Source organism: Deltaproteobacteria bacterium, assembly GCA_016178705.1.
Lineage (GTDB): Bacteria > Desulfobacterota > Binatia > HRBIN30 > JACQVA1 > JACOST01.
The window spans coordinates 66,549-92,084 of the sequence record JACOST010000006.1 but is presented as its reverse complement, the minus strand read 5'-3'; the positions used below and the strand labels follow the sequence as shown (position 1 = coordinate 92,084).

Annotated in this window: 20 protein-coding genes, 1 pseudogene and 1 riboswitch; of the genes and pseudogenes, 2 read left to right on the top strand and 19 right to left on the bottom strand. The window is 64.5% G+C overall.

Annotated elements, in window-relative coordinates; translation table 11 throughout:
- Positions 1 to 3: 3 nt before the first annotated feature.
- From HYR72_02920 to HYR72_02905, 4 genes are read right to left on the bottom strand one after another with little or no spacing between them, the layout of a single operon-like run.
- Entirely contained in the window at positions 4 to 1,164 is a 1,161-nt protein-coding gene (locus tag HYR72_02920) for an NADH-quinone oxidoreductase subunit D (GenBank protein ID MBI1813909.1), read from the bottom strand.
- 38 nt (positions 1,165 to 1,202) lie between these two features.
- On the bottom strand, positions 1,203 to 1,697 hold the full coding sequence (locus HYR72_02915) for an NADH-quinone oxidoreductase subunit C (GenBank protein ID MBI1813908.1): 495 nt from the start codon (positions 1,695 to 1,697) through the stop codon (positions 1,203 to 1,205).
- A gap of 19 nt (positions 1,698 to 1,716) precedes the next feature.
- The gene (locus HYR72_02910; protein MBI1813907.1) at positions 1,717 to 2,217 is read right to left on the bottom strand and encodes an NADH-quinone oxidoreductase subunit B; all 501 of its coding nucleotides are present in this window, start codon (positions 2,215 to 2,217) and stop codon (positions 1,717 to 1,719) included.
- Positions 2,218 to 2,245: 28 nt separating this feature from the next.
- The gene (locus HYR72_02905) at positions 2,246 to 2,680 is read right to left on the bottom strand and encodes an NADH-quinone oxidoreductase subunit A (protein MBI1813906.1); all 435 of its coding nucleotides are present in this window, start codon (positions 2,678 to 2,680) and stop codon (positions 2,246 to 2,248) included.
- A gap of 211 nt (positions 2,681 to 2,891) precedes the next feature.
- Here HYR72_02905 and HYR72_02900 point away from each other — a divergent pair, with 211 nt between their 5' ends.
- Entirely contained in the window at positions 2,892 to 3,386 is a 495-nt protein-coding gene (locus tag HYR72_02900) for a sulfotransferase family protein (GenBank protein ID MBI1813905.1), read from the top strand.
- 239 nt (positions 3,387 to 3,625) lie between these two features.
- On the opposite strand, the gene HYR72_02895 is transcribed toward HYR72_02900, so the two are convergent.
- From HYR72_02895 to HYR72_02855, 9 genes are all read right to left on the bottom strand, one after another.
- The gene (locus tag HYR72_02895) at positions 3,626 to 5,803 is read right to left on the bottom strand and encodes a PAS domain S-box protein (GenBank protein ID MBI1813904.1); all 2,178 of its coding nucleotides are present in this window, start codon (positions 5,801 to 5,803) and stop codon (positions 3,626 to 3,628) included.
- A gap of 166 nt (positions 5,804 to 5,969) precedes the next feature.
- The gene (locus HYR72_02890) at positions 5,970 to 6,263 is read right to left on the bottom strand and encodes a type II toxin-antitoxin system RelE/ParE family toxin (GenBank protein MBI1813903.1); all 294 of its coding nucleotides are present in this window, start codon (positions 6,261 to 6,263) and stop codon (positions 5,970 to 5,972) included.
- On the bottom strand, positions 6,260 to 6,502 hold the full coding sequence (locus HYR72_02885) for a type II toxin-antitoxin system ParD family antitoxin (protein MBI1813902.1): 243 nt from the start codon (positions 6,500 to 6,502) through the stop codon (positions 6,260 to 6,262). The genes HYR72_02890 and HYR72_02885 overlap by 4 nt, the downstream gene beginning before the upstream one ends.
- A gap of 51 nt (positions 6,503 to 6,553) precedes the next feature.
- Positions 6,554 to 8,773 (bottom strand): PAS domain S-box protein, encoded by a 2,220-nt coding sequence (locus HYR72_02880; protein MBI1813901.1) that lies wholly within the window; start codon positions 8,771 to 8,773, stop codon positions 6,554 to 6,556.
- A 39-nt stretch (positions 8,774 to 8,812) separates the two neighbouring features.
- Positions 8,813 to 11,695 carry a PAS domain S-box protein gene (locus tag HYR72_02875; protein ID MBI1813900.1) on the bottom strand — a complete coding sequence of 961 codons (2,883 nt, stop codon included), beginning with the start codon at positions 11,693 to 11,695 and terminating at the stop codon, positions 8,813 to 8,815.
- Between the two features lie 193 nt (positions 11,696 to 11,888).
- Positions 11,889 to 12,335 carry a transposase gene (locus HYR72_02870; GenBank protein ID MBI1813899.1) on the bottom strand — a complete coding sequence of 149 codons (447 nt, stop codon included), beginning with the start codon at positions 12,333 to 12,335 and terminating at the stop codon, positions 11,889 to 11,891.
- A 17-nt stretch (positions 12,336 to 12,352) separates the two neighbouring features.
- Positions 12,353 to 14,590, bottom strand: coding sequence for a PAS domain S-box protein (locus HYR72_02865; GenBank protein MBI1813898.1), 2,238 nt, complete (start codon positions 14,588 to 14,590; stop codon positions 12,353 to 12,355).
- Between the two features lie 278 nt (positions 14,591 to 14,868).
- Positions 14,869 to 16,422 (bottom strand): hypothetical protein, encoded by a 1,554-nt coding sequence (locus HYR72_02860; protein MBI1813897.1) that lies wholly within the window; start codon positions 16,420 to 16,422, stop codon positions 14,869 to 14,871.
- Positions 16,423 to 16,482: 60 nt separating this feature from the next.
- Positions 16,483 to 16,860, bottom strand: coding sequence for a response regulator (locus HYR72_02855; protein MBI1813896.1), 378 nt, complete (start codon positions 16,858 to 16,860; stop codon positions 16,483 to 16,485).
- Positions 16,861 to 17,050: 190 nt separating this feature from the next.
- Here HYR72_02855 and tnpA point away from each other — a divergent pair.
- A pseudogene (tnpA, locus tag HYR72_02850) lies at positions 17,051 to 17,437 on the top strand (IS200/IS605 family transposase).
- Positions 17,438 to 17,526: 89 nt separating this feature from the next.
- Here the strand turns inward: tnpA and HYR72_02845 are convergent.
- From HYR72_02845 to HYR72_02820, 6 genes are all read right to left on the bottom strand, one after another.
- Entirely contained in the window at positions 17,527 to 19,380 is a 1,854-nt protein-coding gene (locus tag HYR72_02845; protein MBI1813895.1) for a PAS domain-containing protein, read from the bottom strand.
- A gap of 114 nt (positions 19,381 to 19,494) precedes the next feature.
- Positions 19,495 to 20,298, bottom strand: a complete 804-nt coding sequence (locus tag HYR72_02840; GenBank protein ID MBI1813894.1) for a heme ABC transporter ATP-binding protein — start codon at positions 20,296 to 20,298, stop codon at positions 19,495 to 19,497.
- The gene (locus tag HYR72_02835; protein ID MBI1813893.1) at positions 20,291 to 21,301 is read right to left on the bottom strand and encodes an iron ABC transporter permease; all 1,011 of its coding nucleotides are present in this window, start codon (positions 21,299 to 21,301) and stop codon (positions 20,291 to 20,293) included. The genes HYR72_02840 and HYR72_02835 overlap by 8 nt, the downstream gene beginning before the upstream one ends.
- Before the next feature lie 213 nt (positions 21,302 to 21,514).
- Positions 21,515 to 22,423, bottom strand: coding sequence for a cobalamin-binding protein (locus HYR72_02830; protein MBI1813892.1), 909 nt, complete (start codon positions 22,421 to 22,423; stop codon positions 21,515 to 21,517).
- Between the two features lie 39 nt (positions 22,424 to 22,462).
- On the bottom strand, positions 22,463 to 24,454 hold the full coding sequence (locus HYR72_02825) for a TonB-dependent receptor (GenBank protein ID MBI1813891.1): 1,992 nt from the start codon (positions 24,452 to 24,454) through the stop codon (positions 22,463 to 22,465).
- Positions 24,455 to 24,465: 11 nt separating this feature from the next.
- Positions 24,466 to 24,765 (bottom strand): energy transducer TonB, encoded by a 300-nt coding sequence (locus tag HYR72_02820; GenBank protein ID MBI1813890.1) that lies wholly within the window; start codon positions 24,763 to 24,765, stop codon positions 24,466 to 24,468.
- A gap of 523 nt (positions 24,766 to 25,288) precedes the next feature.
- A riboswitch (cobalamin riboswitch) is annotated at positions 25,289 to 25,481 on the bottom strand.
- Positions 25,482 to 25,536: the final 55 nt, after the last annotated feature.

Here is a 25,536-nt window from a genome sequence, read left to right as displayed (position 1 = left end):
GGATTACCGGTCCACCTCGGGCGCCACGATGTCGAGACTGGCGATCACGGTGACGAGGTCGGCCAGCATCAAGCCGCGGCTCACGTTATCAATGATGGCCATCGCCGCGAACGAGCCAGTGCGAATCTTACAGCGGTAGGGGAACTCGGTGCCGTCGCTCACGGCGTACCACCCCATGTCGCCGCGGGCGCTTTCGACGCGAACGTAGGCGTCGCCGGCGGGTGGCTTGAACTTGCGCGGCACCTTGGCGATCACCGGACCGTCGGGAATCTGCTTGAAGCACTGCCGCAGGATCTTGATGCTCTCTTGGATCTCACGGATGCGGCAGATGTAGCGATCAAACGAATCGCCAGTCGTGCCTTCTTCACCGCGTCCGATCGGCACGTCGAACTCCAGCTCCGGATACACCGAGTACGGCAGATCGCGCCGCACGTCGTACTTGACCCCTGACGCGCGCAGATTGGGGCCAACCAAGTTGTAGTTGATCGCCTCGGCGGCCGAGATCACCGCGACGTCGGCGCAGCGCTCGAGGTAGAGCTTATTCACCGTGATCAGGTCGTTGTACTCGGCCATCATCGGCTCAAGACCCGCGAGGAAGTGGAGGCACTTCTCAGCGAACTCCGGCGGCAGATCCCACGCCACGCCGCCGATGCGCATGTAGTTGTAGGTCAAGCGTGCGCCGCACAGCTCTTCAAGCAGATCGTTGATCTTCTCGCGCTCGCGGAAAGCATGAAAGAACGGCGTGGCGGCGCCGATGTCGAGCACCATCGTGCCGACCGACAGCAAATGACTGGCGATGCGGTTGAACTCAGCCGCGATCACGCGGCAGTACTCGCCGCGTTTGGGGACTTCGATGCCGCCGAGCTTCTCGCACACCATGCCCCAGCCTTGGTTGCAGAACATCGCGGCCACATAGTCGACGCGATCGGTGTACGGCATGAAGCCGTGGTAGCCGACCTTCTCGGAGATTTTCTCGATCGAGCGGTGCAGGTAGCCGACGTCGGGGATCGCCTGGATCATCACCTCGCCGTCGGCCTTGACCACGAAACGCAGCACCCCGTGGGTGCTCGGGTGCTGCGGACCCATGTTGAGGGTCATCTCTTCGGTCGCCAGGCCCGTTCCCGGTGCCCGTTCAACCTCGACTTCGAAGCCTGTGAGGCTCATCTGTTGTGGGTCCGCCTTCTTCCCCGACGCCGCCGCGCCTACTTCAGCAAACTCTCTCGGCGCGTACTGATCCCGTGATACATCTCCGGCTCGACGAAATCCTTTCGCAACGGATACCCGACCCAGTCTTCCGGCATCAACAGCCGGCGCAGATCGGTGTGGCCCTCGAACGTCACGCCCAGCAAGTCGTAGATCTCGCGTTCCAGCCAGTTCGCCGCCTTCCATACATGTTCGACCGTCGGTACCAGGGGGTTGTCGCGCACGGCGTCCACCTTCAACACGATCGCATGCCGGTGTTTGTACGAATACAAATGATAGACGACCTCGATGGCGTTGCGGGCCTTGTAGTCGACGCCGGTTTCATTCGACAGCGAGTCGAAACGCAGATCCGACTCGTCACGCAGAAAACGGCTGACATCCGCAATCGCGGCGGGCACAACGCGGATCGCCGGGTCGTGCCCCTGCAGATCGCAGTCGCCCACCTGGTCCCCAAAGCGGGCTTTGAGGCGCTGATGAATCGCCGCGGCGTCCATTTGGATTGGATGCGTCGGATCAGGCCGCCACCGACCCGGCGGCGCGGCGGACGAGCCACTTCTCGTGCATCATCTTCTCTTGCAACTTGAGGATGCCTTCGGTGAGCGCCTCCGGCCGCGGCGGACAGCCGGGGATGTACACATCGACGGGAATGACCTTGTCGACGCCGTCGCACACCGAGTACGCAAGCTGGAACAAGCCGCCGCAATTGGCGCAGCTCCCCATCGAGATCACGTAGCGCGGCTCCGGCATCTGCTCGTAGAGCAACTTGGTACGCAGCGACATCTTGAGCGTCAACGTGCCTGCCACGATCATCAGATCCGATTGGCGCGGCGACGATCGCGGCGCGGTCCCAAAACGGTCGACATCGGCGCGCGGCCCTTGCGTCTGCATCATCTCAATCGCGCAGCAGGCGAGTCCGAAGAGCATCCACCACACCGACGACTTGCGCGTCCAATTGAGAAATTGATCCGCCTTGGTGGTGATCACCATCTCGGGCATCGAATTGATCAACGACATCGGCGATTCGTCCTTACTCTAGCGACCGTCACGCTGCGGCACGCAGGGAGTCGGCGTCACTCGACGGCTTCTCAGCCTGCGCGGGTATGCGCTTGATCCACTCGAGGTCGCCCTTCACCCAGACGTAGACCAACCCGACGAACAGGATGCCGAGGAAGACCAAGATCTCCGCCAGCGCGAACAGCCCGTTCCCCTTGAGCACCCAGTCGCGGTACACGACCGTCACCGGATAGATGAACGCAATTTCCACGTCGAAGATGACGAAGATCAACGCCACCAAGTAGAAGCGGATGTTGAAATTGATCCACGCACTGCCGGTCGGCGGCTCACCGCACTCGTAGGTGGTGAGTTTCATCGGCTCCGGATTGAACGGCCGCAACAAGCTGCTGAGCGCCAACATGCCGCCCACGAACACGACCGCGAGGCCGAAGAAGACCAACACGTTGGCGAAGTGAAACAACATACAAACCTTGCAAACCTTGCTTGGGACTCCCGCTTGGTCGGCTAACACAGGGTCCCTAGCGAGTCAACGCGAAGGGAGTATTCGCGACGAGTTGGCGCGGATTGCGCTGCCGCAGCCGCGCTTTGGCAACCTCGTCCACTGCTGCTAACACGGCCGCGTGGATCGCGACACCATCGTCGTCGTTTCGGGTCTGCCGCGGTCGGGGACGTCAATGATGATGCAAATGCTCGCCGGCGGCGGCGTGCCGCTGCTCGTGGATGACGAGCGAGTCGCCAACGTCGACAATCCGCACGGGTACTACGAATACGGACCGGTGAAGCGGATCAAAGAAGACACCTCCTGGTTGTACCTCGCGCGCGGCAAAGCGGTGAAAGTCGTCTCGCCACTGCTGCGCTACCTGCCGCCCGTGCATCATTACTCGGTGGTGTTCATGCAGCGCGACCTCGCCGAAGTCATGGCGTCGCAGCGCGCGATGCTGCACCGGCGTGGCGAGACCACCAGCGACGATGCTGCCGCGACGATGGTGGCGTTCGAACATCACCTCGCAGAGGTTCACCAGTGGCTAGCGGCGCAGCCCAACATCGGTGTGCGGTATGTGAACTACCGAGCCGCCGTCGATCAGCCCGGCGAGGTGGTGCGGCTGCTCGACGGGTTGCTTCCCGACGGTCTCAGCCTGGCGGCCATGGCCAATGCAATCGACCCGTGACTGTACCGGCAGCGGCGCGCGTAGCGTGCGCGGTCGCCGTTCAGCCCTGGAAGACGAGACATGGCTCGCGCCAAGGCGCCAAGCCGCGAAGGCAGACAAGGACTTCACCACGAAGTCCATCGTCAATGAGAATCCGACAACCTGCCTTGGGAGGATCTCCGACGTCCATCCTTCGTGTTCTTCGTGCCTTCGTGGTGAACGTCTGCCTCTTCTTGGCGCCTTGGCGGCTTTGCGCGAGGTCATCCGTTCCTCGCCTCAATGGGAAGTGTGAACGCAAACGTACTGCCCTTCCCGATCTCGCTCTCCACCCAGATGCGCCCGCCATGGTGCTCGATGATCTGCTTGCAAATCGGCAGGCCGAGGCCGGTGCCGGTGGGCTTGCCGGTCAACGTGTCGCCGACCTGGACGAATTGCTCGAACACCTTCGGCTGATCCTCCGGTGCGATGCCCGTGCCGGTATCGGTGACCCTGACCTGGATCGCACCGTCGAGGCGATGCGCTCGGCAGGTGATGGACCCGGTCGCCGTAAACTTGATCGCATTGGACAACAAATTGATGACGACCTGGATCAGTCGATCGGGATCGCCGACGACGATCGGTAGGTCGTCGATCTGCGTACGCACATCGAGACCTTTGGCGCCGCTGAGTGACGTCGTCGCCGCGATGGCGCGTTGAATGATCTCCCCTACTGCCACCGGCTGCATGTGCCATTCGACCTTGCCCGACTCGATCTTGGCCAAGTCGAGCACGTCGTTGATCAGCGTCGTCAGGCGCTCGCCCTCCATCACGATGATATCGACGTTCTCGCTCACTTGCCGCGAGGCGCGCTCGACCTTCGCATCGGCGCCCGCCAGCGCCGGCAGCATCACTTCAACAAGCCGCTTCTTGATCAGCTTGGCGAAACCGACCACCGAGGTGAGCGGCGTGCGCAGTTCGTGGCTCACGGTCGCGAGGAAGGCGCCCTTGGCGCGGCTCGCTTCCTCGGCGATGCGCTTCGCTTCTTCCAACGCTTCGGCGGCGCGTTTGCGCTCGGTCGAGTCGCGCACGATGCCGCGGAAGCCGATCGGCGTGCCGCTCGCGTCGCGCATCAACGTCGCCGACGCTTCCAGCCAGCGCCGCACGCCGTCGCGCGCGGTGATCGCGTACTCGATATCGCGCGCCGCTTCGCCGGTCTCGCGCACGCGCGCGAAAATACCGCGCAGCCGTTCGGCGCTCTCGGCATCGGTGATGGCGGCGATGCTGCCGCCGATGCCCTCTTCGCGACTGGCGAGGCCGCCGAGGCGCGCCGTCACATCGGTCATGTTGGTGAAGATCCCGGCCAGATCCATCTCGAAGTAACCGTCCTCGATGTTCTCCAAGATGGCGCGGATGGTCTCCTCGTTGCGGTGTAGGGTCTCGCGCGTCTGCTTCTGCTCGGTGATGTCGTGCAGCAGGACGACGCGGCCGGTCACGGCGCCGTCATTGTTGCGCACCGGCGAGATGCGCAGCTCGTAGTCCCGGCCATCGAGTGCGACCTCGGCTTCGCGCAACTCCGCGTCGTCTGCGCCCAGCAACTGCGCCCACGCCGGCACGACCTCGGCAACGGGCAGGCCGATCGCGGCGGTGCGCTCACGCCCGAGCAGCCGCCGCGCGGCGGGATTGAGATCGACGAGGCGGTGGCTCTGGTCGAGCACCACCATCGCATCGCTCATGTTCTCGATGATCGTGTGGCGCGCCGCCGGGATCACGTCGAGGAAGCCATGGCGGAAGATCGCCCACGCAAACGCGGCACCGCTCATGGTCATCGCGATGGGAGTTGGATCAAGCGGGGATGGGCTCAGGGCGTAGGGAACACTCACGATCACCGGGCTGGCGACCGCTACGAGGAGTGCCCACCCTTGGCCGCGATACCGCGCCGGCGACCGCACCAACGAGCCGACAATGAGTACCGCACCGCCGAGGAGCTCTGCATACGTATAGAAAAGCAGCGAGTGCCATACACGGCCATGGTCGAAGAGCAGGACTCTCGCCCCATCCCAATCCGATTGGCGCACTCCTGCCCAGATCAGGTGGTGCCATTGGTTCGTCCAGGTGAGCAGAGTACTGAAAAGCGGCACCACGGACAGCAGCAGGATCGTGCGGCGAGTCAACCGCTCACCAAAACCTGTGTACTGGGCGGCGAACACAAGCCAGGCGAGCGGTGCCCCTGTAACACCCGGAGTTCGAAACAGTTGCCAGAAGTACTGCCAATGTGGCTCGGCGTTCGAAAAGCCCAGCGCGTCGCCCAATCCCCAAAGCGCCGCAGAGAAACATAGGAACGCGAAGGCCGGCACACTCTCGCGTCCGTGGCGATGCCGCCAGGCATAGACCCCGAGCCCACTCGATATGGCAGCGCTCAGTAGCAGCGGCAGGATCACCGGGATGTACTGGAGGGTCATCGTCGCTCAGTTCTGATCGAACGGAAAGAAAGCTTGCGCCAAGACGCCAAGCACGCAAAGGCGGACGAAGACTTCACCACGAAGTCGCCATGGTGAACGCTCCGGCTACTCTGCGCCGTGGTGTCTTGGCGCGAGAACTCCACGAGGTAAGCCGGCGCGAGCCAGCTCAGCGCAGCCTCGGCTTCCCGCGGGCGGGGTCCCAGATGCGAACGATCTGCAAGGGGTCGGTGTCGGGGCGGTAGATCAGCAGATAGCGGCTGACCGGCCAGAGTCGGTGTCGTGGCCCGGCGAGTTTGATATCCACGTGCCCCATCGCCGGGAACTGGCAGAGCCGTTCGATGGCCTCGACGATCTGGTCGACAACTCGCTCCGCCGCAGCGGGGTCGTCGTCCGAGATGTAATCGGCGATTTCGAGCAGGTCCTGGCGAGCACTCTTGGTGAAGCGGTAGCGCGCGCTCATGCGCCGCCGGCACGTCGCTCGCGGATGCGCGCACGCACCTCGGCCACCACGCCGGCGCCGTCGAGCAGCTCGTCGCGGTCAGCCTCGGCTGCGCCCTGCTCGATGGCAACGCGCAACCGGTCGCGCTCATCGACGAGCCGGAGCGCGTCGCGGAGGAGCTCTTCGGCGGAGTTGTATTCGCCACGTCGGACACGTGCTTCAACCTCGGCTTCGAGATCGCGACTCACGTTGATAGCCATGGCGCGCTTCTACCACGGCTCGGGGACGAAGCGCTATTCGTGGGGTCGGCGTCATCGACCTCCACCCTTCGCTGCGCCATTGATCGGCAGCGTGAACGCAAACGTGCTGCCCTTCCCGATCGCGCTCTCCACCCAGATCCGCCCGCCATGGTGCTCGATGATCTGCTTGCAGATCGGCAACCCCAAACCCGTCCCCGTCGGTTTGTCGGTGAGCGTGTCGCCGACTTGCACGAAGTGTTCGAACACCTTGGCGCAATCCGCTGGCGCGATGCCGATGCCGGTGTCGCTGACGCTCAACACGATCTCGTCGCTCGCGCGCCGCGCCGTACAGGTGATCGAGCCGCCCGGCGCGGTGAACTTCACGGCGTTGGACAGCAAGTTGACCAGCGCTTGCGTCAGCCGTTCCGGGTCGCCCACGAGGCTCGGTAGCGCCGGCTCGATGTCGATCGTCAGCCGCACACCCTTTTGCTCGCTCGCCGGAACGATCGCGGCGCGGGCGCGCTCGATCAGCTCAGCCACCACCACCGACTGCCGCTGCCACTCGACCTGACCCGATTCGATCTTCGACAGGTCGAGCACGTCGTTGATCAGTCTCGTCAGCCGTTCGCCCTCGGTCACAACGACAGCGAGGTTCTCCGTCACCTGGCGCACGGCGCGCTCAGTCTTGGGGTCCTGCACGTTCACGTTCGGGGTGATCTGCTCGGCGAATCGCTTCTGAATGACCTTGGCGAAACCCAGCACCGACGTCAGCGGCGTGCGCAGCTCGTGACTGACGTTGGTGAGAAACGTGCTCTTGGCCTGGCTCGCCTCCTCGGCCGCGTCCTTGGCCCTCTGCAACGCCTCCTCTGCGCGCTTGCGCTGCGTAACGTCGCGCACGATGCCGCGCGCCCCGACCGGGTGTCCGTCCTTCACTTGCACCAGCGAAATCGTCACCTCGCCGACCCCGAGGCTGCCGTCGCGGCGGCGAAATTGGTACTCGTGCGGCTGTTGCGTCGCGTTGCCGTGGTAGGCAGAACGAAAATACTGCGCCAGCGCCTCGGCTGACTCCGGCGCAATGAACTTCGCGAAGTGCGCGCCGACCACTTCCGCCTTGGGATATCCAATCGCATCACAGAACGCGCGGTTGGCGTAGCCAATGATGCCCGCGCGATTCGATTCGAAGTACGCGTCGGCGCGCATGCTCTCGACGATGGCGTAGAAGCTTTCCTCGGTTTCGTGCAGGGCGGCTTCGGTCTGCTTGTGTTTCTCAATGTCCTGCAGGTGCAGGAGCCGGCCGCTGGGACGGCCGCTGCGGTCCAGCAGCGTCGAGAGCCGCAACGTGTACGGGCGCGATGACCCATCGGAGGGCAGGCTCACCTCGGTTTCCCCATCGGTGCCGCCGGTGAGTTGGGCGACGACGTCCGGCCACTCAAAGAGGACGGTCTTGCCGAGCTCGTCGACGACTTCGTCCACAGTGCGTCCGAGCAAACGCGCCGCCGATGGGTTGATGTCGGCGACGTGCTGGCGTGCGTCGAGGACGATCACCGGATCGCGCAAGCTGCGAACCACGGCGTCGTGTGCCAGCGGCACGATGTTCAACAGGCGGTAGCGAAAGATGCTCCACGCCATCGCCGCCCCGGTGATTGTGAAGGCGAAGGGTGTCGGGTCTATGTTCCCGGTGGAGACGAGGCCCGTCTGGAAGACCACGTTCATCGCCCAGGGCGCCACCACCGCTACGATCAACCCCGTGGCCTGTCCGCGGTAGCGCTCGGGCGAGCGTACCAGCGCCGACAGGATCAGCACGGTACCGACGAGCATCAAGAGATAGGAATACGCCAGGTGATAGACGTACCACGGGCCGTGCAGTGCGCTGAGCCTAAACACAGAGCTCCCGCCGCCCGCTGACTCCACGCTGCGCCATAGCAAATGGTGCCAGTCGTTCGTCAAGGCTAGCACCGTCGAGATCGCCGGGATCACACACAGGAGCGCGATGGTGCGCCGATCCAGCCGGCGACGGCGTGTGTAGTCAACCGCGAACGTCAGCCACACCACCGGCACTGCGGGGATTGCGAGCCACGAGCACTGCAGCCACAGGTACTGTGCCGCCAGGTTCGCGCTCGCCCACTGCAAGGTACCGCAGATCGTCCACCAGGTCGTGCCGAACATCAGCAACGCGAAGGGCACGACCCCACCGCGGCCACGACGATGTCGCCAGGCATAGACGCCGAGCGCACCGGTAACCCCAGCGGCAAGCAGCAGCGGAAGGATCAAGGGCGTGTACTGAACCACCATTGGATTTAGCCTCGCTCGTTGCGTCCCGGTCTCACGGCGTCACTCGAACAGGAGGAACGAGACCGCCTCCGTCTCCTTGTGCGACCGTATCGTCTGCACGACGCTGTGCTGTTCCGCCAGGTGCGCGCGCACTAGCACCAGATCGGGTTGATCCGCCAGCGCCCGCGCAATGCCGTCGGGCCCGCTGGCAGCGCTCGTTACCCGGTACCCTTGAGCCTGCAATGCGTCGCTGAGCGTCCGCACCGTGGCCGCATCTTCGTCCACCACCAACACCTTCTTCTCGGCAGGTCCGCGCGCCAGGAGGGCATCGACTTCGTGCAGCAACGCCTCGGTGCTCACCGGTTTGGTGAAGTACTGCTCCACACCCAGCCGCAGCCCGCGTTCACGATCGTGAACGACGGATAGAATGATGACCGGGATGTTCAGCGTCTGCGGATCGGTGCGTAGCGCCGCGGCGACGTCGAATCCGCTCAGGCCGGGCATGATCACGTCGAGAATGATCACGCCCGGGCGTTTCTGCTTCACCGCAGCCAACGCCTCCTCACCGGTGTGTGCCTCGCGTACGTGATGTCCGGACGCCTCCAGCTCCTGGCGCAGCAGCGAACGAATGCTCGGGTCGTCGTCGACGATGAGCACACTGCGGGCTTCGCCGTTGATCGGTTCGAGGGTGGCGATGCGTTGCCGCAGTTGCTCGACCAGTAGGCCCAACTCGACGCGCCGCGGCGCTGCCAGTGTGGCGCGCTCTTCGGCTGCCACGCGCTCGATGGGCAGCGTGAACGCGAAGGTGCTCCCGCGGCCCAGCTCGCTCTCCACCCAGATGCGGCCGCCGTGGTGCTCGACGATCTGCTTGCAGATCGGCAGGCCGAGTCCGGTGCCAGTAGGTTTGCTGGTGAGTGTGTCGCCCACCTGCACGAACTGCTCGAACACCTTCGGTTGATCCTCCGGCGCGATGCCGGTGCCCGTGTCGGTGACGCGGACCTCGATCGCGCCGTCGACACGGTGGGTTCGACACGTAATCGCACCGTGGTCGGTGAACTTGATCGCATTCGAGAGCAGGTTGATCACGACTTGGATCAGCCGATCCGGATCGCCAACGACGGTGGGCAACGAGTCTGCGACCTCCGTGTGGACCGCCAGTCCCTTCGCCCCGCTGAGCGACGACGTTGCCGTGATCGCGCGTTGAATAATCTCGCCGATCACCACCGGCTGCATGTGCCACTCGACTTTGCCCGACTCGATCTTGGCGAGATCGAGCACCTCGTTGATCAGCGTGGTAAGCCGCTCGCCCTCGACAATGATGACGTCGACGTTCTCCGCCACCTGGGCCAACGCCCGCTGCACCTTTTGATCGGCCGTTGCCGCCGCCGGACGGATCGTCTCTCCGAGTCGCCGCTTGATCAGCTTGGCAAATCCGAGCACCGAGGTCAGCGGCGTGCGCAGCTCGTGGCTGACCGTGGCCAGGAACGCACCCTTCGCTTGGCTCGCTTCTTCGGCGGCGCGCTTGGCTCGTTCCAATTCCTCTTCGGCACGTTTGCGCTCGGTGGTGTCGCGCACGATGCCGCGGAAGCCGGTGGGTTTGCCCGCCGCATCACGAATCAACGACGCCGACGCCTCGAGGTGTTTGGTGCTGCCGTCGCGGGTGGTGATGGCGTATTCGAGCTGCTTGATGCCCGTCCCCGTGCGGTACACCTCGCGATAGATATCGAGCAGCCGCGTGGCCGTGGCCGCGTCGCCGAGCTGGGTGAAATTGGCGCCGACCACCTGCGCGCGCGGCAGCCCGATGACCTGCGCAGTGGCCTCGGTCGCCTTCGTAAATGTCCCCTGCAAGTCGATCTCGTAGTAGCCGTCCTCGATGCTCTCCAAAATGAGCTGCGAGGTCTCTTGGCTCTGGCGCAGCGTTTCGCGCGCCTGCTTCTGCTCGGTGATGTCGTGCAGCAGGACGACGCGGCCGGTGACCGCACCGTCGTTGCCCTGCACGGCGGAGATGCGCAGCTCGTAGTCGCGGCCATCGAGGGCAACTTCTGCCTCGCGCACCGCCGCGCCGTCGCCGTCCGCACGCAGCACCTCAGCCCATGCCGGCACTACCTCCGTGATGGGCGTCCCGATCGCCGTGCCCCCCGAAGGTCCGATGATGCGCTTCGCCGCCGGATTGAGATCAACGACGCGGTCGCTCTGATCGAGCACCACCATCGCGTCGCTCATGTTCTCGATGATCGTGTGGCGCGCCGCCGGGATCATGTTGAGCATCCCGTGGCGAAAGATGGCCCAGGCGAAGGCCGCTGCGCTGATTGCCAGCGCCAGCGGACTTGGATCCAGTGGCGACGGACGCACCGCGTAGAAGATGGCCGCTGCTAGCGGGATCGCGATCGCGACCAGCAACGGCACCGCCTGGTCGCGATACCGCTCCGGCGCCCGCACCAACGCCGCGACGACAAGCGCCGCCCCGGTGAGCATCTGAGCCCACTGATAGAGGAGGAGCGGAAGCCACAACGAACCGCGCTGTACATCGAGACCCGCCAGTCCGTGCCAATCCGATTGGCTCACGCCTGACCAGATCAGGTGGTGAACTTGGTTCGTCCACCCCAGCAGGCCAGCCGCGACCGGGACCGCAGATAGGAGGATGAGTCTCCGACGATTCAGCAACACGCCCGTGTATTGGACAACGAACGCGAGCCACAGGAGCGGAATAGCTTCGGCACTCGGCCGGCCCAACCGCAGCCAGAAGTACTGCCAGCTCAGATCGGCGCTTGCCCATATCAGCGCTTCACGCAGCGCGAAGAACGCAGCGGAAAAGCCGAAGAGCGCGAAGGTCAGCACGCCCGCGCGCCCGCGACGATGCCACCACGCATAAAGACTGAGCCCGCCCGTGAGGAAGACGCTCAACAGATACGGCAGAATCACCGGGGTGTACTGGAGGGTCATCGTCGCTCAGGTTGCTCGTTCTGTATTGCGCCGCTTGGCTTCCCCTCTTGGCCACAGAGGGGCCAGAGGAGGTTCGCAGCGTTGCCGCATCCGCCGTTGCCCCGAAGGGGCGTAACTCAATAGCCCAGGGCATCGCCCTGGGTCCGATGGGGTTCCCGTCATCCTAGCCCTGAAGGGGAGTAACCCAGACGGGCTAGTCCCAAACGTACCGATCATCGTAGGTCACCCCATGCCGTGTGAGAAACGTGCGAACCTCATCTTGGAAGGTCTGCCTCTTGTGACGTTCCTCTTGTCGTTCGATGTACCTCATCACGGCGGCCTTCTGCGACTCACTGACCGAAAAGGCTGCGTAGCCGGCCTGCCACGCGAAATGCTTCACGCCGCGCTGCTTCATCCATTTCGAAGAACCTGTCTTCACCGCTTCGACTACGGCGGCAATGGTTGCCGTGCGGCTCAGCGAGAACAGGCTGTGGACATGATCCGCGATGCCGCCAGTGCGAACCGAAGGACATTGCAGGTTGTCGAAGATTCCCACCATGTAGGCATGGAGTTGCGGCAGGAGTTCGCGTGGAATCTTGGGCTCACGGTTCTTGGTGCCGAAGATGAGATGAACCAGGACACTTGCCAGCGACTGAGGCATCTTCGAGTTTCGCCCTTTCAGGGCTTGCGCACCGACTGCCCGTTCCCAGGGCGATGCCCTGGGCTATCGAGTTGAGCCCCTTCGGGGCACGGCAAGGTGAACGCAAACGTGCTCCCCCTGCCGATCTCACTCTCCACCCAGATGCGGCCGCCGTGATGCTCGACGATCTGCTTGCAGATCGGCAGGCCGAGGCCGGTTCCGGTTGGCTTGTCGGTGAGCGTGTCGCCGACCTGCACGAACTGCTCGAACACCTTGCCTTGATCCTCCGGCGCAATGCCGGTGCCCGTGTCGGTGACGCTGACCTCGATTGCCACATCCACTCGGCGGGCGCGGCAGGTGATGGTGCCGTGCTCGGTGAACTTGATCGCGTTCGACAGTAGGTTGATCACGACCTGGGTCAGCCGGTCCGGGTCGCCGACGACGGTGGGTAGAGCGTCTTCGATTTCAGTGTGCATCGAAAGGCCCTTCGCCTCGCTCAACGACGTCGTGGCCGCGATCGCTCGTGCGATGATCTCGCCGACCGCCACCGGCTGCATGTGCCACTCGACCTTGCCTGACTCGATCTTGGCGAGATCGAGCACATCGTTGATCAGCGTCGTCAGCCGCTCACCTTCAATGACGATGACGTCGACGTTCTCGCTCACCTGCGTCAGCGCCCGTTGCACCTTGGGCTCGGCCGCGGCCATCCCTGGGCGGACCGTCTCGCCCATGCGCCGCTTGATCAGCTTGGCGAAGCCGAGCACGGAGGTCAGCGGCGTGCGCAGCTCGTGGCTCACCGTGGCCAGGAAGGCGCCCTTCGCCTGGCTCGCCTCTTCGGCCGTCCGCTTGGCACGTGCGAGTTCTTCCGCGGCACGCTTGCGCTCGGTGACGTCGCGGAGCATGCCGCGGAAGCCGATCGGCTTGCCGGTCGCATCGCGTTTCAAGCTCGCCGACATCTCGATCGATTTCCTCACTCCGTCGGGCGTGGTGAACGGGTACTCGATCTCGTTCATCGCCTCCCCGGTCCGATAGATGCGATTGAACGTGCCGAGCAAGCGCTTCGCGCTGGCTTCGTCGGTGAACTCGGCGAAGTTCCGGCCGACCGCTTCCTCCTTGTTCGCCAGGCCGCCTAGCCGGGCCGTGACGTCCGTCGTCGCAATCATTTTCCCGTAGAGATCAATCTCGTAATAGCCGTCCTCGATGCTCTCGAGGATCACCCGCGAAGTCTCGACGCTCTGCCGCAACCTCTCCCGCGTCTGCTTCTGCTCGGTGATGTCGTGCAGCAGCACGACACGCCCGGTCACCGCGCCGTCCTTATTCCGTACAGGCGAGATGCGCAGCTCGTAGTCGCGGCCGTCGAGCGCCACCTCGGCTTCGCGCAGCGTCGCGCCGTCGCCGTCCGCGCCCAGCAACTCAGCCCACGCCGGCACGACTTCGGCGATGTGTGTACCGATCGCCGTGGTCCCCGAACGGCCGATGATTCGCTTGGTCGCCGGATTGAGATCGACTATCCTGTGGTCCTGATCGAGCACCACCATCGCATCGCTCATGTTCTCGATGATCGTGTGACGCGCCGCCGGGAGCATGTCGAGCAGGCGGTGGCGAAAGATGGCCCACGCAACCACCGCTCCGCTGATCGTCATCGCAATTGGCGTTGGATCCACGGGCGACGGGCGCAGGACAAAAAAGACATTGACGGCAAACGGGCTCGCCACGGCAACCAGCAGAGCGAACATCTGACCGCGATAGCGCTCGGGCGACCGTACCAGCGACACAACGATCCGGCCCGTGCCGCTCAGCATGAAGACATAGTTGCAAAAGACCAGCGGGGGCCACCAGGAACCACGCTCCATGTCGACCCACGCCGCTCCGTGCGAATCCGACAGGTGCATGCCGGACCAGACCAGGTGGTGCCATTCGTTCGTCCACGTCAGCAGAACTCCGCCGATCGGAACCGCAGACAGCAAAGCCAGACTTCGGCGATTCAGCCACCCAGCCCAGCCGGTGTACTGAGCGGCGAAGACGAACCAGAAGAACGGGAGTGCCTCGACCCCTAGCCAATAGAACCGCAGCCAGAAGTACTGTCCAGCGGGATCGGCACTGGCCCACTGCAGTGCCTCGCCCAGCGCCCAGAGCGCGCCGGAAAAGTTCAAGAGCGCAAAAGCGACTACACCCTCGCTTCCGCGGCGATGGCGCCAGGCGTAGACTCCCAGCCCACTCGTGATGGCGGCACTCAGCAGCAGCGGGAGGATTACCGGGGTGTACTGGAGGGTCATCGTCGCTCAGCCCTGGTGGAACAGAAGGAACGCTCGCGCCAAGACGCCAAGCCGCGAAGAATGCGACGGGCAAGAGCACGCGTGTTCACCGGGCTCTGCGCAAGAAATCTCGACAGTGGGTCCGTCATACCGGCGGAAGCCGCTATCCAGGCGTGGGGGTTGGGATCGAGACTGGATTCCGGCTTTGGCCGGAATGACGAGTGGGAGATCCTTCTCTGCCTCGGATCTTCAGCCCGCCGACTTGGAGCCTTGGCGTCTTTGCGCGAGATCATCCGTTCCTAGCCTTCCGCCGCGCCATTGCTCGGCAGCGTGAACGCAAACGTGCTGCCACGACCGATCTGGCTCTCCACCCAGATGCGACCGCCGTGGTGCTCGACGATCTGCTTGCAAATGGGCAGGCCGAGTCCCGTGCCGGTCGGTTTGCCGGTGAGCGTGTCGCCCACTTGCACGAATTGCTCGAACACCTTCGGCTGATCCTCGGGCGCGATGCCCGTGCCCGTGTCGGTGACCCCGACTTCAATGGCGCCGTCGACGCGGCGCGCGCGACAGGTGATTGCGCCGTGGTCGGTGAACTTGATCGCGTTCGACAGCAGGTTGATGACCACCTGGATCAGTCGATCGGGGTCGCCGACGACGGTCGGTAGCTCACCGATCTCGGTGTGCACCGCCAAACCCTTCGCGCCACTCAACGATGTCGTCGCGGCGATCGCGCGTTGGATGATCTCGCCGACCGCTACCGGCTGCATGTGCCACTCGACCTTACCCGACTCGATCTTGGCGAGATCGAGCACGTCGTTGATCAGCGTCGTCAGCCGCTCGCCCTCGGCCACGATGATATCGACATTGTCGCTCACCTGGCGCGAGGCCCGCTCCACCTTCGCATCCGCGCCGGCCAGCGCCGGCAGCATCACGTCGGTGAGCCGCTTCTTGATCAGCTTCGCAAAGCCGACCACCGAGGTCAGCGGCGTGCGCAGCTCATGGCTGACGGTGTTGAGGAACGCGCTCTTGGCTCGGTTGGCTTCGTCGGCCGCTTCCTTTGCCTGCTGAAGATTGAGGTTCGCCTGCGCCAACTCAGCGGTCCGCACGGCCACCTTCTCTTCGAGCTTGCGACTGAACTCGCCGATGGTTTCGAGCTGGTACCGCATCTGGGCGTATGTCAGCAGGAACAAGCCGAAGAGCGTGGGCAGCATCGAAAACGCGTGGGTCGGCCAGCCCGGAACCCACGGGAAGACAAATCCGAGCAACCCCGCGCCGACCGGCAACCCACCCACCAACGCCACGAAGCCGAGGCGTCTGTACCGGCGCTCCACTGGTTCGTGCGCGGCGTTGATGCCCCGCCACAGCACGTACGCGACGAAAGTGAGGACGTAGCCGTTGCCCAGTAGGAAGACCGGGTAGCCGGGGCCGTATGTATGTTCCCAACCCGTGGTCTCATTGTAGATCGGAGGGGCAACGATCCAGTCGTTGGACAGCGTCACCAACCAGGCGACGGCCAAGACCGCGGCTGCAATCCAGCGGTGCGTCGCCACCGGGATGCCGAGCAGAAGCTCCCGCAACCGTTCAGCTCCCCCGAACCACACACAGGCGTATTCGACGAACACAAAGACACTCGGCAGGACAACCAAGTACGGCACGCGGTTCCGAAAGACCGCCTGCTCTCGCGTCGTCGCCAGATGGAAATAGGCAATCGCTGCTCCACTGGCGGCAAACCCCAGCAGCATGTACCCCAGCCAGCGGGTCGTGCGGTCGCGCGGATTGAGCAACAGAACCGTCAGGGCAAGGATGACGTATGGGATGACGGTGATGATCGACGGCAGCGCGTAGGGATTCATGCGATGCTCCTGCGGTTAAACGATGCGTCGCGCCGATCCAAATCGGCGCTCAGCACCGTCCTACAGCCCCAGCACCTGCCGCGCATGCGCCAGCAGCGCGTCCGGATCGAACGGCTTGGTCATGTAGACGTCGGCGCCGACCTCGTCGCCCTTCTGGCGATCGATCTCCTGGCCCTTCGCGGTGAGTAAGACGATGTGTACTCCGCCGAGCCCGAGATCCTTCTTGACGGCGCGGCAGACGTCGAAGCCGTTCATCTTCGGCATCATCACGTCGAGGAACACCAGCCGCGGCTGCTCGGCTTTGATCAGTTCGAGCGCCGTCTGCCCGTCCCCGGCAGTCAGCAGCTCGACACCTTCGTCTTCCAGCTCCTCCAACGTTTGCTGGATGAGGGAACGAATGTGCGCTTCATCATCGACGATCAGAATTTTGGTTGCCATGATCCCTCCTCGGAAATTTCTCGCGAATGCCAGCGGGGACGCAGCGCGACCCGAGTTCTCCACCGACGATCGAAAGCGGTGGTCGTTGCGCAGCCCCGGAGGGGCGGCCATCCATCAGCCCAGGGCATCGCCCTGGGTCTAGGTGCCCATCATAGACACCGAGCCCTGAAAGGGCGTAACCCAATGCACCATGGCACAATCCCTGGCCAAGATTCTGGTGCACCTCATCTTCAGCACCAAAAAGCGGGAACCCACAATCCCAACCGCAATCCGGCTCGAGCTGCACGCCTACCTCGGTGGCATCCTGGTCAACCTCGGCTGCCCCGCGCTGCAGGTCGGCGGCACGGCCGATCATGTTCATGTGCTGTGCTCGTTGGGGCGGACCGTCACGCTCGCTAACGTCGTCGAGCAGATCAAGACCAGCTCCTCGAAGTGGATCAAGAGGCGCGGCGTTCGCGCCTTTGCCTGGCAGGCGGGCTACGGCGCGTTCTCCGTTGGCGAGTCGCAGGCATCGGCCGTAGTTCGCTATATCCAGCAGCAGGAACAACATCACCGGCGGCTCACGTTTCAGGATGAGCACATGCCCAGGGCGTTGCCCTGGGCTGATGGATTGCGCCCCTTCGGGGCGACGGAATCGGTGCGGGAGTTGTCGGACACGATCAAATCCTAAGGGGCGAGACTCTTCAGCTCGTACACCACCACCGGTTGCTGGCGGCCCTTGACCTGCACCGGCGGACGCTCCGTCGCGGTGACGTGCGCCGACACCTCACGATGTGTCGCTTCCGACAGGAAGATTTGCCCGGGCTCGGCGAGGCTCTCCAAGCGCTGCGCCAGGTTCACAGTGTCGCCGATCGCGGTGTAGTTGAACAGCTCGCTGGTGCCGACGTTGCCGACAATCGCGGCGCCCGTGGTGATGCCGATGCTGAAGTGCAGGTGGTACTGCTCTTCCACGGCGCCGCGATGCGCCTCGACCGCGCGCTGCATGGCGATGGCCGCGCGCGTCGCCCGCAACGCGTGGTCCGGCTGCGCGTCGGGCGCGTTCCAGAACGCCATCACCGCATCGCCGAGGAATTTATCGAGCGTGCCCTCTTCGTTCAGCACCGCCTGCGCCGCCAGCGACAGATACGAGTTCAACACCTTGAACAGCTTCTCCGGCTCGGTGCGCTCGCTGAACGGTGTGAAGTTGTGCAAGTCGGCGAACAGCACCGTGATGGTGTGGCGATCGCCGTCGAGTCGAAGGTGACTCGCATCGGAGAGCAAGCGATCACGCACGCGCGGCGCCACCACACGTCCGAAGGTCTGGTGGATGCGATCGCGGTCGGCTTCGACCTCGCGTTGCTCGGAGAAGTCGTTGATGACCACGGCCGCCCCGCTGCGCTCGCCTTGTGCATCACGAAGGGGAGTGCACGAGACGAACAAGTGCAGCGGGCCGCGCCCGGGCATTGTGACCGAGAGGTTGCCTGCCGGAGTCGCGGTGCCGCGTTCGGCCGTGCCGGCGATGATGGCGCTCAATCGCGAGAACGGCGCCGGCAACGCCCGCGCCAGCGGCCGACCGACAATCGCGTTACGAGTCAGACCCAAGATGCGCGCCGCAGCCTCGTTGCACAGCGTGATCTGCCGGTGCAGGTCGGTGGTGAGCACACCCGAGGCGATCGACGCCAGGACGTTGTCCATCAACGTCTTGATTTCGAGCGTGCTGTTGAGCGTCTGTTCGAGGTCGGCGAACAAGTGGGCGTTCTGCAACGCCAGCGCCGACGGCGCCGCCAGCGCCATGAGCAGCTTCTCCTCGTTTGCCGCGAACACCGGCTGCCCGGCACGGCGGCCGAGCGCAATGCCACCGAGGACCCGATCGCTGCCGCGCAGCGGCGCCCACAGGATCGCGCTCCATCGCGAACCGGCGCCGGGGATGTCGGTCAGAATCGCCGGGCGCTCGCTCTGCCAGAGCGAATCGATCACCACCTGCACGGCCTCGTTCAGCGCTGACACGTCATCGGCTTCACCGTAGCTCGCCGCCACATCGCCCAGCAGCACGAACCCGGCATCAGCGGTGATGAGCTTGCTTTCTTGCAGCATCAGTTCCGGAATGACGTTGGGGTCGAGGGAGCGCCCGATCGTCTCGCCGACGCGATACAACAGGTTGACCTCGCGGTACCCCTGCAGCGCTTCCGCGGTGATGTCGCGCTTCTCGATCGCCTGCGCGAGCAAGGCGGACAACGTGTCGTGCAGAACACGCTCGGTAACGCTCGCGATGCCGGACACGGGGCCGCGCGCGATCAACGTCCCCACCGCCCGCGCGCCAGCAAGCAACGGATAGGATCGGTGGTTCGCCGAGTCGTCGCCGGCCGACACCTCGCTCAACGATCCGTCCGGCCAGCTCCCGGCACTGGCGAGCGGTCGCCGGTCGGATCGCAGCACCGCCAAACCGAGATCGGGCGCCAGCGCGGCAAACGATTCGAGCAACGCAGTCGCCAGCCGCGGGCGCAGGAGACGCTGCAGGCTCGTGCTCTCCTCAGCGCTCATCGCTCCTTCGGGACGCGATTGCTGATTGCCGAGTCGTGGGTTGTGATTCGGACACGCACAGGCGTTGCAGATAGACCGCGCGTAATCCGCGAGTCAAGCGAGCGAACGGCGAACTCACGAGCGGAGTTTGTCGCGATACTTGCGGCTCAACGGCAGCACGTTCACCGCGCCGGTGATGGCGTTCACGTCGACGTAGACTTCGGTCTCGTACACGTCGGTCAGATTCTTGTACGTGATCACTTCCGCCGGCGGGCCGAGCTGCACCAGGCGCCCGGCTTTGAGCAACGCAACCCGATCGCAGTACAGCGCCGCCAGGTTGAGATCGTGCAGGACGGAGATCACGCTCCGCCCTTCGTGCTGCAGATCGCGGAGCAAATCGTAGATCTCGACTTCGTGTCGAATGTCGAGAAAGGCTCCCGGCTCGTCGAGCAGCAGGACGCTCGCATCCTGCGCCAACGCGCGCGCAAGCACGACGCGTTGGCGTTCGCCGCCGCTCAGCTCGTGAATCGACCGGTCCGCCAAGGGCAGTACGTCGGTGCGCCGCATGGCTTCGCGCGCCACCGCTACGTCGTGCGCGCTCTCGAAGGCGAAGCCGCTCAGATGCGGCGAGCGCCCCATCAGCACGACCTCGGTGACCGAGAACGGGAACTCGATGGCGGTGTCTTGTGGCACCACGGCGATGGTCCGACCCAGCTCCCGTCGCGAATACTCGCTGAGGGCGCGCCCATGAATCCGGATTTCGCCGCGGTCGGGATGCAACACGCCGCTGAGCAGCCGCAGCAGCGTCGACTTCCCCGAGCCGTTGGGTCCGATGACGCCCAGCATCTCGCCCGCGACGAGGGTCAGGGACACGTCGTCAATCACCGGCTCGCGGCCGTAGCTGAAGCGCAGGCCGCTGGCTTCGATCGGCTCAGCCAAACACTTTCCTCCCTTCGCGCTTGAGCAAGTAGACGAAAAACGGCCCGCCGCACAGTGCGGTGACCACGCCGACGGGAATCTCGACGACGCCGAGCGCGCTGCGCGCGATCGTGTCGGCCCACACCAAGAACGTGGCACCCGCCAGCAACGATGCCGGCAACAGCAACCGATGATCGGCGCCGAGGATCAGCCGCATCACGTGCGGCACGATCAAGCCGACGAAGCCGATCATGCCGCTGACCGAGACCACCGCACCAACCAGAAACGACGCGCCGAGAAACATCGCGCGCCGCGTGCGGTCGACGGCGACGCCGAGTTGCAGGGCCGACTCCTCACCCAGGGTCAGTACGTTGAGTTGCCGCGCGTGCAGCAGCAGCCAGACGAAGCCGACGGCAGTATAGAGTCCGATCGCGCCGACCAGCCGATAGCTCTGCGCCGCTAAGTTGCCCATCAGCCAATAGAGGATGCCCTGCGCCTGATAGAAGTCGGCGACCGCGTTCACGCACATGATGAGCGCGCCGGCGAACGCGTTGTAGACCACGCCCGCCAGCAGCAGCACGTACGGCTGCAGCCGGCCGTGCACCAACGCCAGCCGATAGATCACCGCCATCGACACCAGCGCTCCCGCTGACGCACCGATCGGCAGCAGCGCCGTCTCGCTGAACGCACTGCGACCGACAATGATCACTGTGATCACTGCACCCAGCGCGGCGCCGCCCGAAACCCCGATCAAGTGCGGCTCGGCGAGCGGATTGCGCAGCAAGCCCTGCAATGCGACGCCCGCACTCGCCAACGCACCGCCAACGATGGCGGCCAACAGCACGCGCGGCAACCGCGTCTCGAACAGGATCACCCGATCCGTGTTGTCGGCAATGCCCGCCGTCAACGCGCGCGCGAGATCGACGTGGACGCTGCCGATCGTCGACGCCAACACGATGGACGCGAACAGGACGACGATCAGCAGCGCGTTGACGACTACAAAACGGCGGAAGGTAAGATGCATGAGTCCAAAGTCTAAGGTCCAACGTCCAAGGTCAAGGAGCCAACATTCAGACTTTCGACCTTGGACATTGGACTTTGGGCTGGCACCCCTCGATGCGGCCACTCCGCGTCCTCCTCGGGGAGGCGGGTTCTCTCTCCGCTTTCCCGAGTAGCAGCCCGAGTAGCTGCCGCAGGCAGCGTATCGAGGGCTGTGTATCGAGGGATATATGCGTTGTCATTTGAACCGCTCCGGGTGCACGCACCGCGCGATCGCTGCGAACGCATCCGCGAGCCGCGGGCCTGGCCGCAGCAGTTGATAGGCCTTGTATCCGGAGACGCGATCCGCCTTCACCGCGGGGATGGTCGGAAAGGCGCGCCAAAATTCGAGCGCGGCGTCCGCCCCAGGCTGCTCTTCGTTACCCATCGTGGTGTCGATGATGACCTCGGGCGCCGCCGCGATCGCGAATTCGAGACTCAGATGCGGCCAAGCGCCGCCAGCTTGCGCCGCCACGTTGATGCCATGCGCCATCGCGATCAACTCGTCTTGAAACGTACCACTGCCGACCGCGATCAACGGCGTGTGCCCCACCACCATCAGCACTTTGCGCGCAGGCGCGTCGGCCAGACGCGCACGCACCGCCGCCATTCCTTCTTCGATGCGCCGCACCAGGGCGCGCCCATCGGTTTCGTGACTCAGCTCGCGCGCGATCGTCACGATCGATTCCTCGATCTCCACCACCGTGTTCGGATTCACCAACACGACCTTCATTCCGAGTCGACGGAGCGACTCGACTCCGCTCTGATTGCCCGGACTCGGCACCGCGATGATCAGATCCGGCCGCTGGGCGACAATCGCTTCGACATTCGGCGTGAGAAACGTGCCGACCCGTTCGATGCGTTCGGCTTCCGGCGGATAGTCGCAGTAGACCGACACGCCGACGAGTCGCTCGCCCAAACCGAGCGCAAAGATCGTCTCGGTCACCGACGGCGCCAGTGAAATGATGCGCTGTGGTTCCGCCGCGGCGGCAGTAGGCAGTAGGCAGAGGGCAGTCGGCAGCAGGAAGATGGCAGCGGGCAGTCGGCAGTGGGCAGTCGGCAGCCAAGTCCGCAGCGCAAACCACCGCAGTGTGTTCCGACCACTCACGATTCACGACTCACGATTCACGCGTCACGACTCACGCCTTCAAAACGATACGCGCCCGCCGGCCAACACGTTGATCGGCGGCGACTTGAAGCCGAGCGCTTCGTCGTAGTTGCGATCAAACAGATTCTGCACGCGCGCGAAGACGCCGACCGTGCTGGTCTCGCGTCCGGGCAGCGGCATGTCGTAGCGCATCGCCAGATCGACGCGGGTGTAGGTCTGATTGGCGGTGTTGGTGAAGGTCTGCGGATCGATGTCGGTGCGCTCGCCGACAAAGAGTACGTTGAGATTGGCGTTGAAACGGTCGGCGGGCCGCAACACCTGCCCGCGATCATAGTTGAGCGTGGCGGACATCCGATTGTGTGGCCGCCGCAGCAGTTGCTTGCCACCGAGGAGGTTCCAATCAAGATAGGTGTACGTGCCCCGCAGCGACACGCCGTGGATCGGACCCGCTCCCACCACCGTCTCGACGCCTTGCACGTCGGCACGCCCGAGGTTGCACGGCGTGAACGTCGCCCCCGGCTCAACCACCGCACCCGGACATTGCGCGACTGACGTGAACTGGATCAAGTTCGAAGTACGCCGCGTGAAGTAGGTCGCCTCGGCAGTCAGCCACTCGAAGCCGAGGTGTTGCGCCGCGCCAACGTCGTACTCGCTCGAGGTTTCGGCGGCGAGGTTCTGGTTGCCCGACTTCGGAAAGAACAGCTCGTTGAACGTCGGCGCACGAAATCCTTCCGCGTAGCTGCTCTTCACGTGCGTGCTCCAGCGGTCGTGCTGTCCCCAATCTTCCAGGTAGCCGACGGACCACGCCGCGCTGGTCTCGCTTCCGAAGTCCTGATTGCCGTCGGTACGGAAGCCGCCAACGATGCTCAGGCGGTCATCGAGGAAGCGCAGTTGCTGCTGCACGTAGCCGGCGTAGTTATTGCGGCTGGCGTCGAACCGGACAACGTCCCCACTGCCGGACACCGATTTCAGCGCGCCGGTCTGTTCTTTGAATTCGAATCCCACTGTGGTCACGCCCAGGGTGCCTTCGGTGTAGTCGGTCTGTGCATCCGCCACCGTGTTCGTATTCGGCACGCGGAAATAGGAGAGAAAGAAGGGCGGAAACGGCGGAGGGATGACCTCGGTATCGACGCTATCGGAGAGCACGTTGAGTGTGTAGTTGTACGCACCCGAGATCCGGTACGTCAGATTCTCCGTCGGCGTGTGTTCCCACTCGCCCTTGCCAAGGTAGAAGGTATCGCTCTGGCGCGCGTTGGGATCGATGAAGTCGCCATAGCCGTTGCCGATGTTGTTGTCGGCCAGACCGAGACTCGAATTCGCCGAGCGCCAGAAACCGCGCAACGTGCCGTGTTCGATCGGGGTGACGTCAACGCGCAGCGCACTGGTCAAGTTCGAGAAGTCATTGTTGGTCGCGCGAAACCCGGCGGTGGTGAAGTAACCGAGCGACCCGGTGAAGGCGACGATGCCCCGCTCGCCGCCGAAGGCACCGAGTGACGACGAGGTTCCGATGTTGCCGCCGCCGCTGGCGAGCGAGAAGTGCGGTGCCCCGGCGCCCTTCGCGCTGAGGATGTTGATGACTCCGGCCATGGCTTCGGAACCGTACAACGTGCCGCCGCTGCCGCGCAGCACTTCGATGCGCCCGACGTCATCGGTCATGATGTTGCCGAAGTTGAATCCGCCCAGCGTCGCACTGTTGACCTCGACGCCATCGACCAAGATCAGCGTCTGATCAGTGTCGGCGCCGCGAATGAAGACGCCCGCGGCAGTTCCCGTCGACCCCGGCTGCACGACGTCAACCCCCGGCGTGTCGCGCAGCGCGTCGCTCACGGTTTGCGTCTGTCGATTGGCGATGTCTTGCGCCGAGATGACCGAGACGGAATTGGTGGCCGCCTCGATCGGTTGCTCGGTCCGGGTCGCCGTGACTACCACCGTACCGAGCGACTTCTCAGCCTGCTCCTCTTCCGCCGCCCACGCGACTCGCTGCATCAGCATCAGTGCGGCGACAACGCCGACCATCCTCCTCATCATCATCCTTCCCTCCTTCATTCTGCCACTGAAAGTTCGAATCGGTACTCGATGCGGCCGTGCAGCGGCGCCGGCAGGCCACGCGTCTCTGGCGGTGTGAAGCGGCTGCGGCGCGCCACCGTCATCGCGGCTTCGTCGAGCACACCGTAGCCCGAGGAGCGCCGCACGCTGGCGTCCTCGACGCTGCCATCGGCGAGCACCGACAAGCCGACGTGGACGGTGCCCGCCCAACCCCGCGCGCGCGCGACCAGCGGATAGCGCGGCGCGGGGCAAGAGATACACGCGGCGCGCTGGTCTGCGCCGTCGCCGGTTCCCATTCCGATGCCCGCGCCCGTTCCGCTAACCAACGCGCCCGACCCAGCCAACTCGCTGCCGACTTCCGCGTTCGCCAACTGCGACCCGGCGCCATCCACGATCGCGGCTGGCGATCGATAGGTGTGGCGCGCAAGCTGCACGCGCTGCTCGCGTACCGGCTGTGCATTTGCCACCACATGCGTTGCCGGCGCGCTCGCCGTGTTCGCCAGCGATGCTGAGGCGCCGCCGGATTGCAGCGTCACGCGAATCAATTGGAGCGGAGCGTCGCCCGCTAGTTGGTGCGTGCGACTCAATGCCAGCAACGCGGTGTGCAGCGCCAGCGCCAGGACGAAAGACACGGCCGTCGGCCAACCTGTAGGCGGTCTCACATGAAGCAGAGGATCAATCACGTCTCGCACGTCCCGTCGCCGCATAAAGAAACGCCTCGGCTCCCTCACGGGATCGAGGCGTTGACGGGATCACGAGTGATCGGTCACAGCCGCCGTCCCCCCTCGGGAGCATCACCCGCGCGCGAAGCGCCGGTGACATCGGCCTGTCCGATCAGGCAGGTCTCCTGACTTGGGGATCATCCGCGGGCCGCGCCTTCCCGTCTGGCTTCCCAGACAGTGGCCATTCGCAGCCGTTGTCCCCCCTTACAGTTGCGGGGCAGCGGGGGCTTCACACCCCCTTCCCTCTTCGCCCCGAGCGCGCTCGGGGAACCTGATCGCGCGTTGCTTGTACTCGAACGGTGAGGGCGGCGTCAAGATAGGTGAACGGCAGATGGGCGAGCTTGC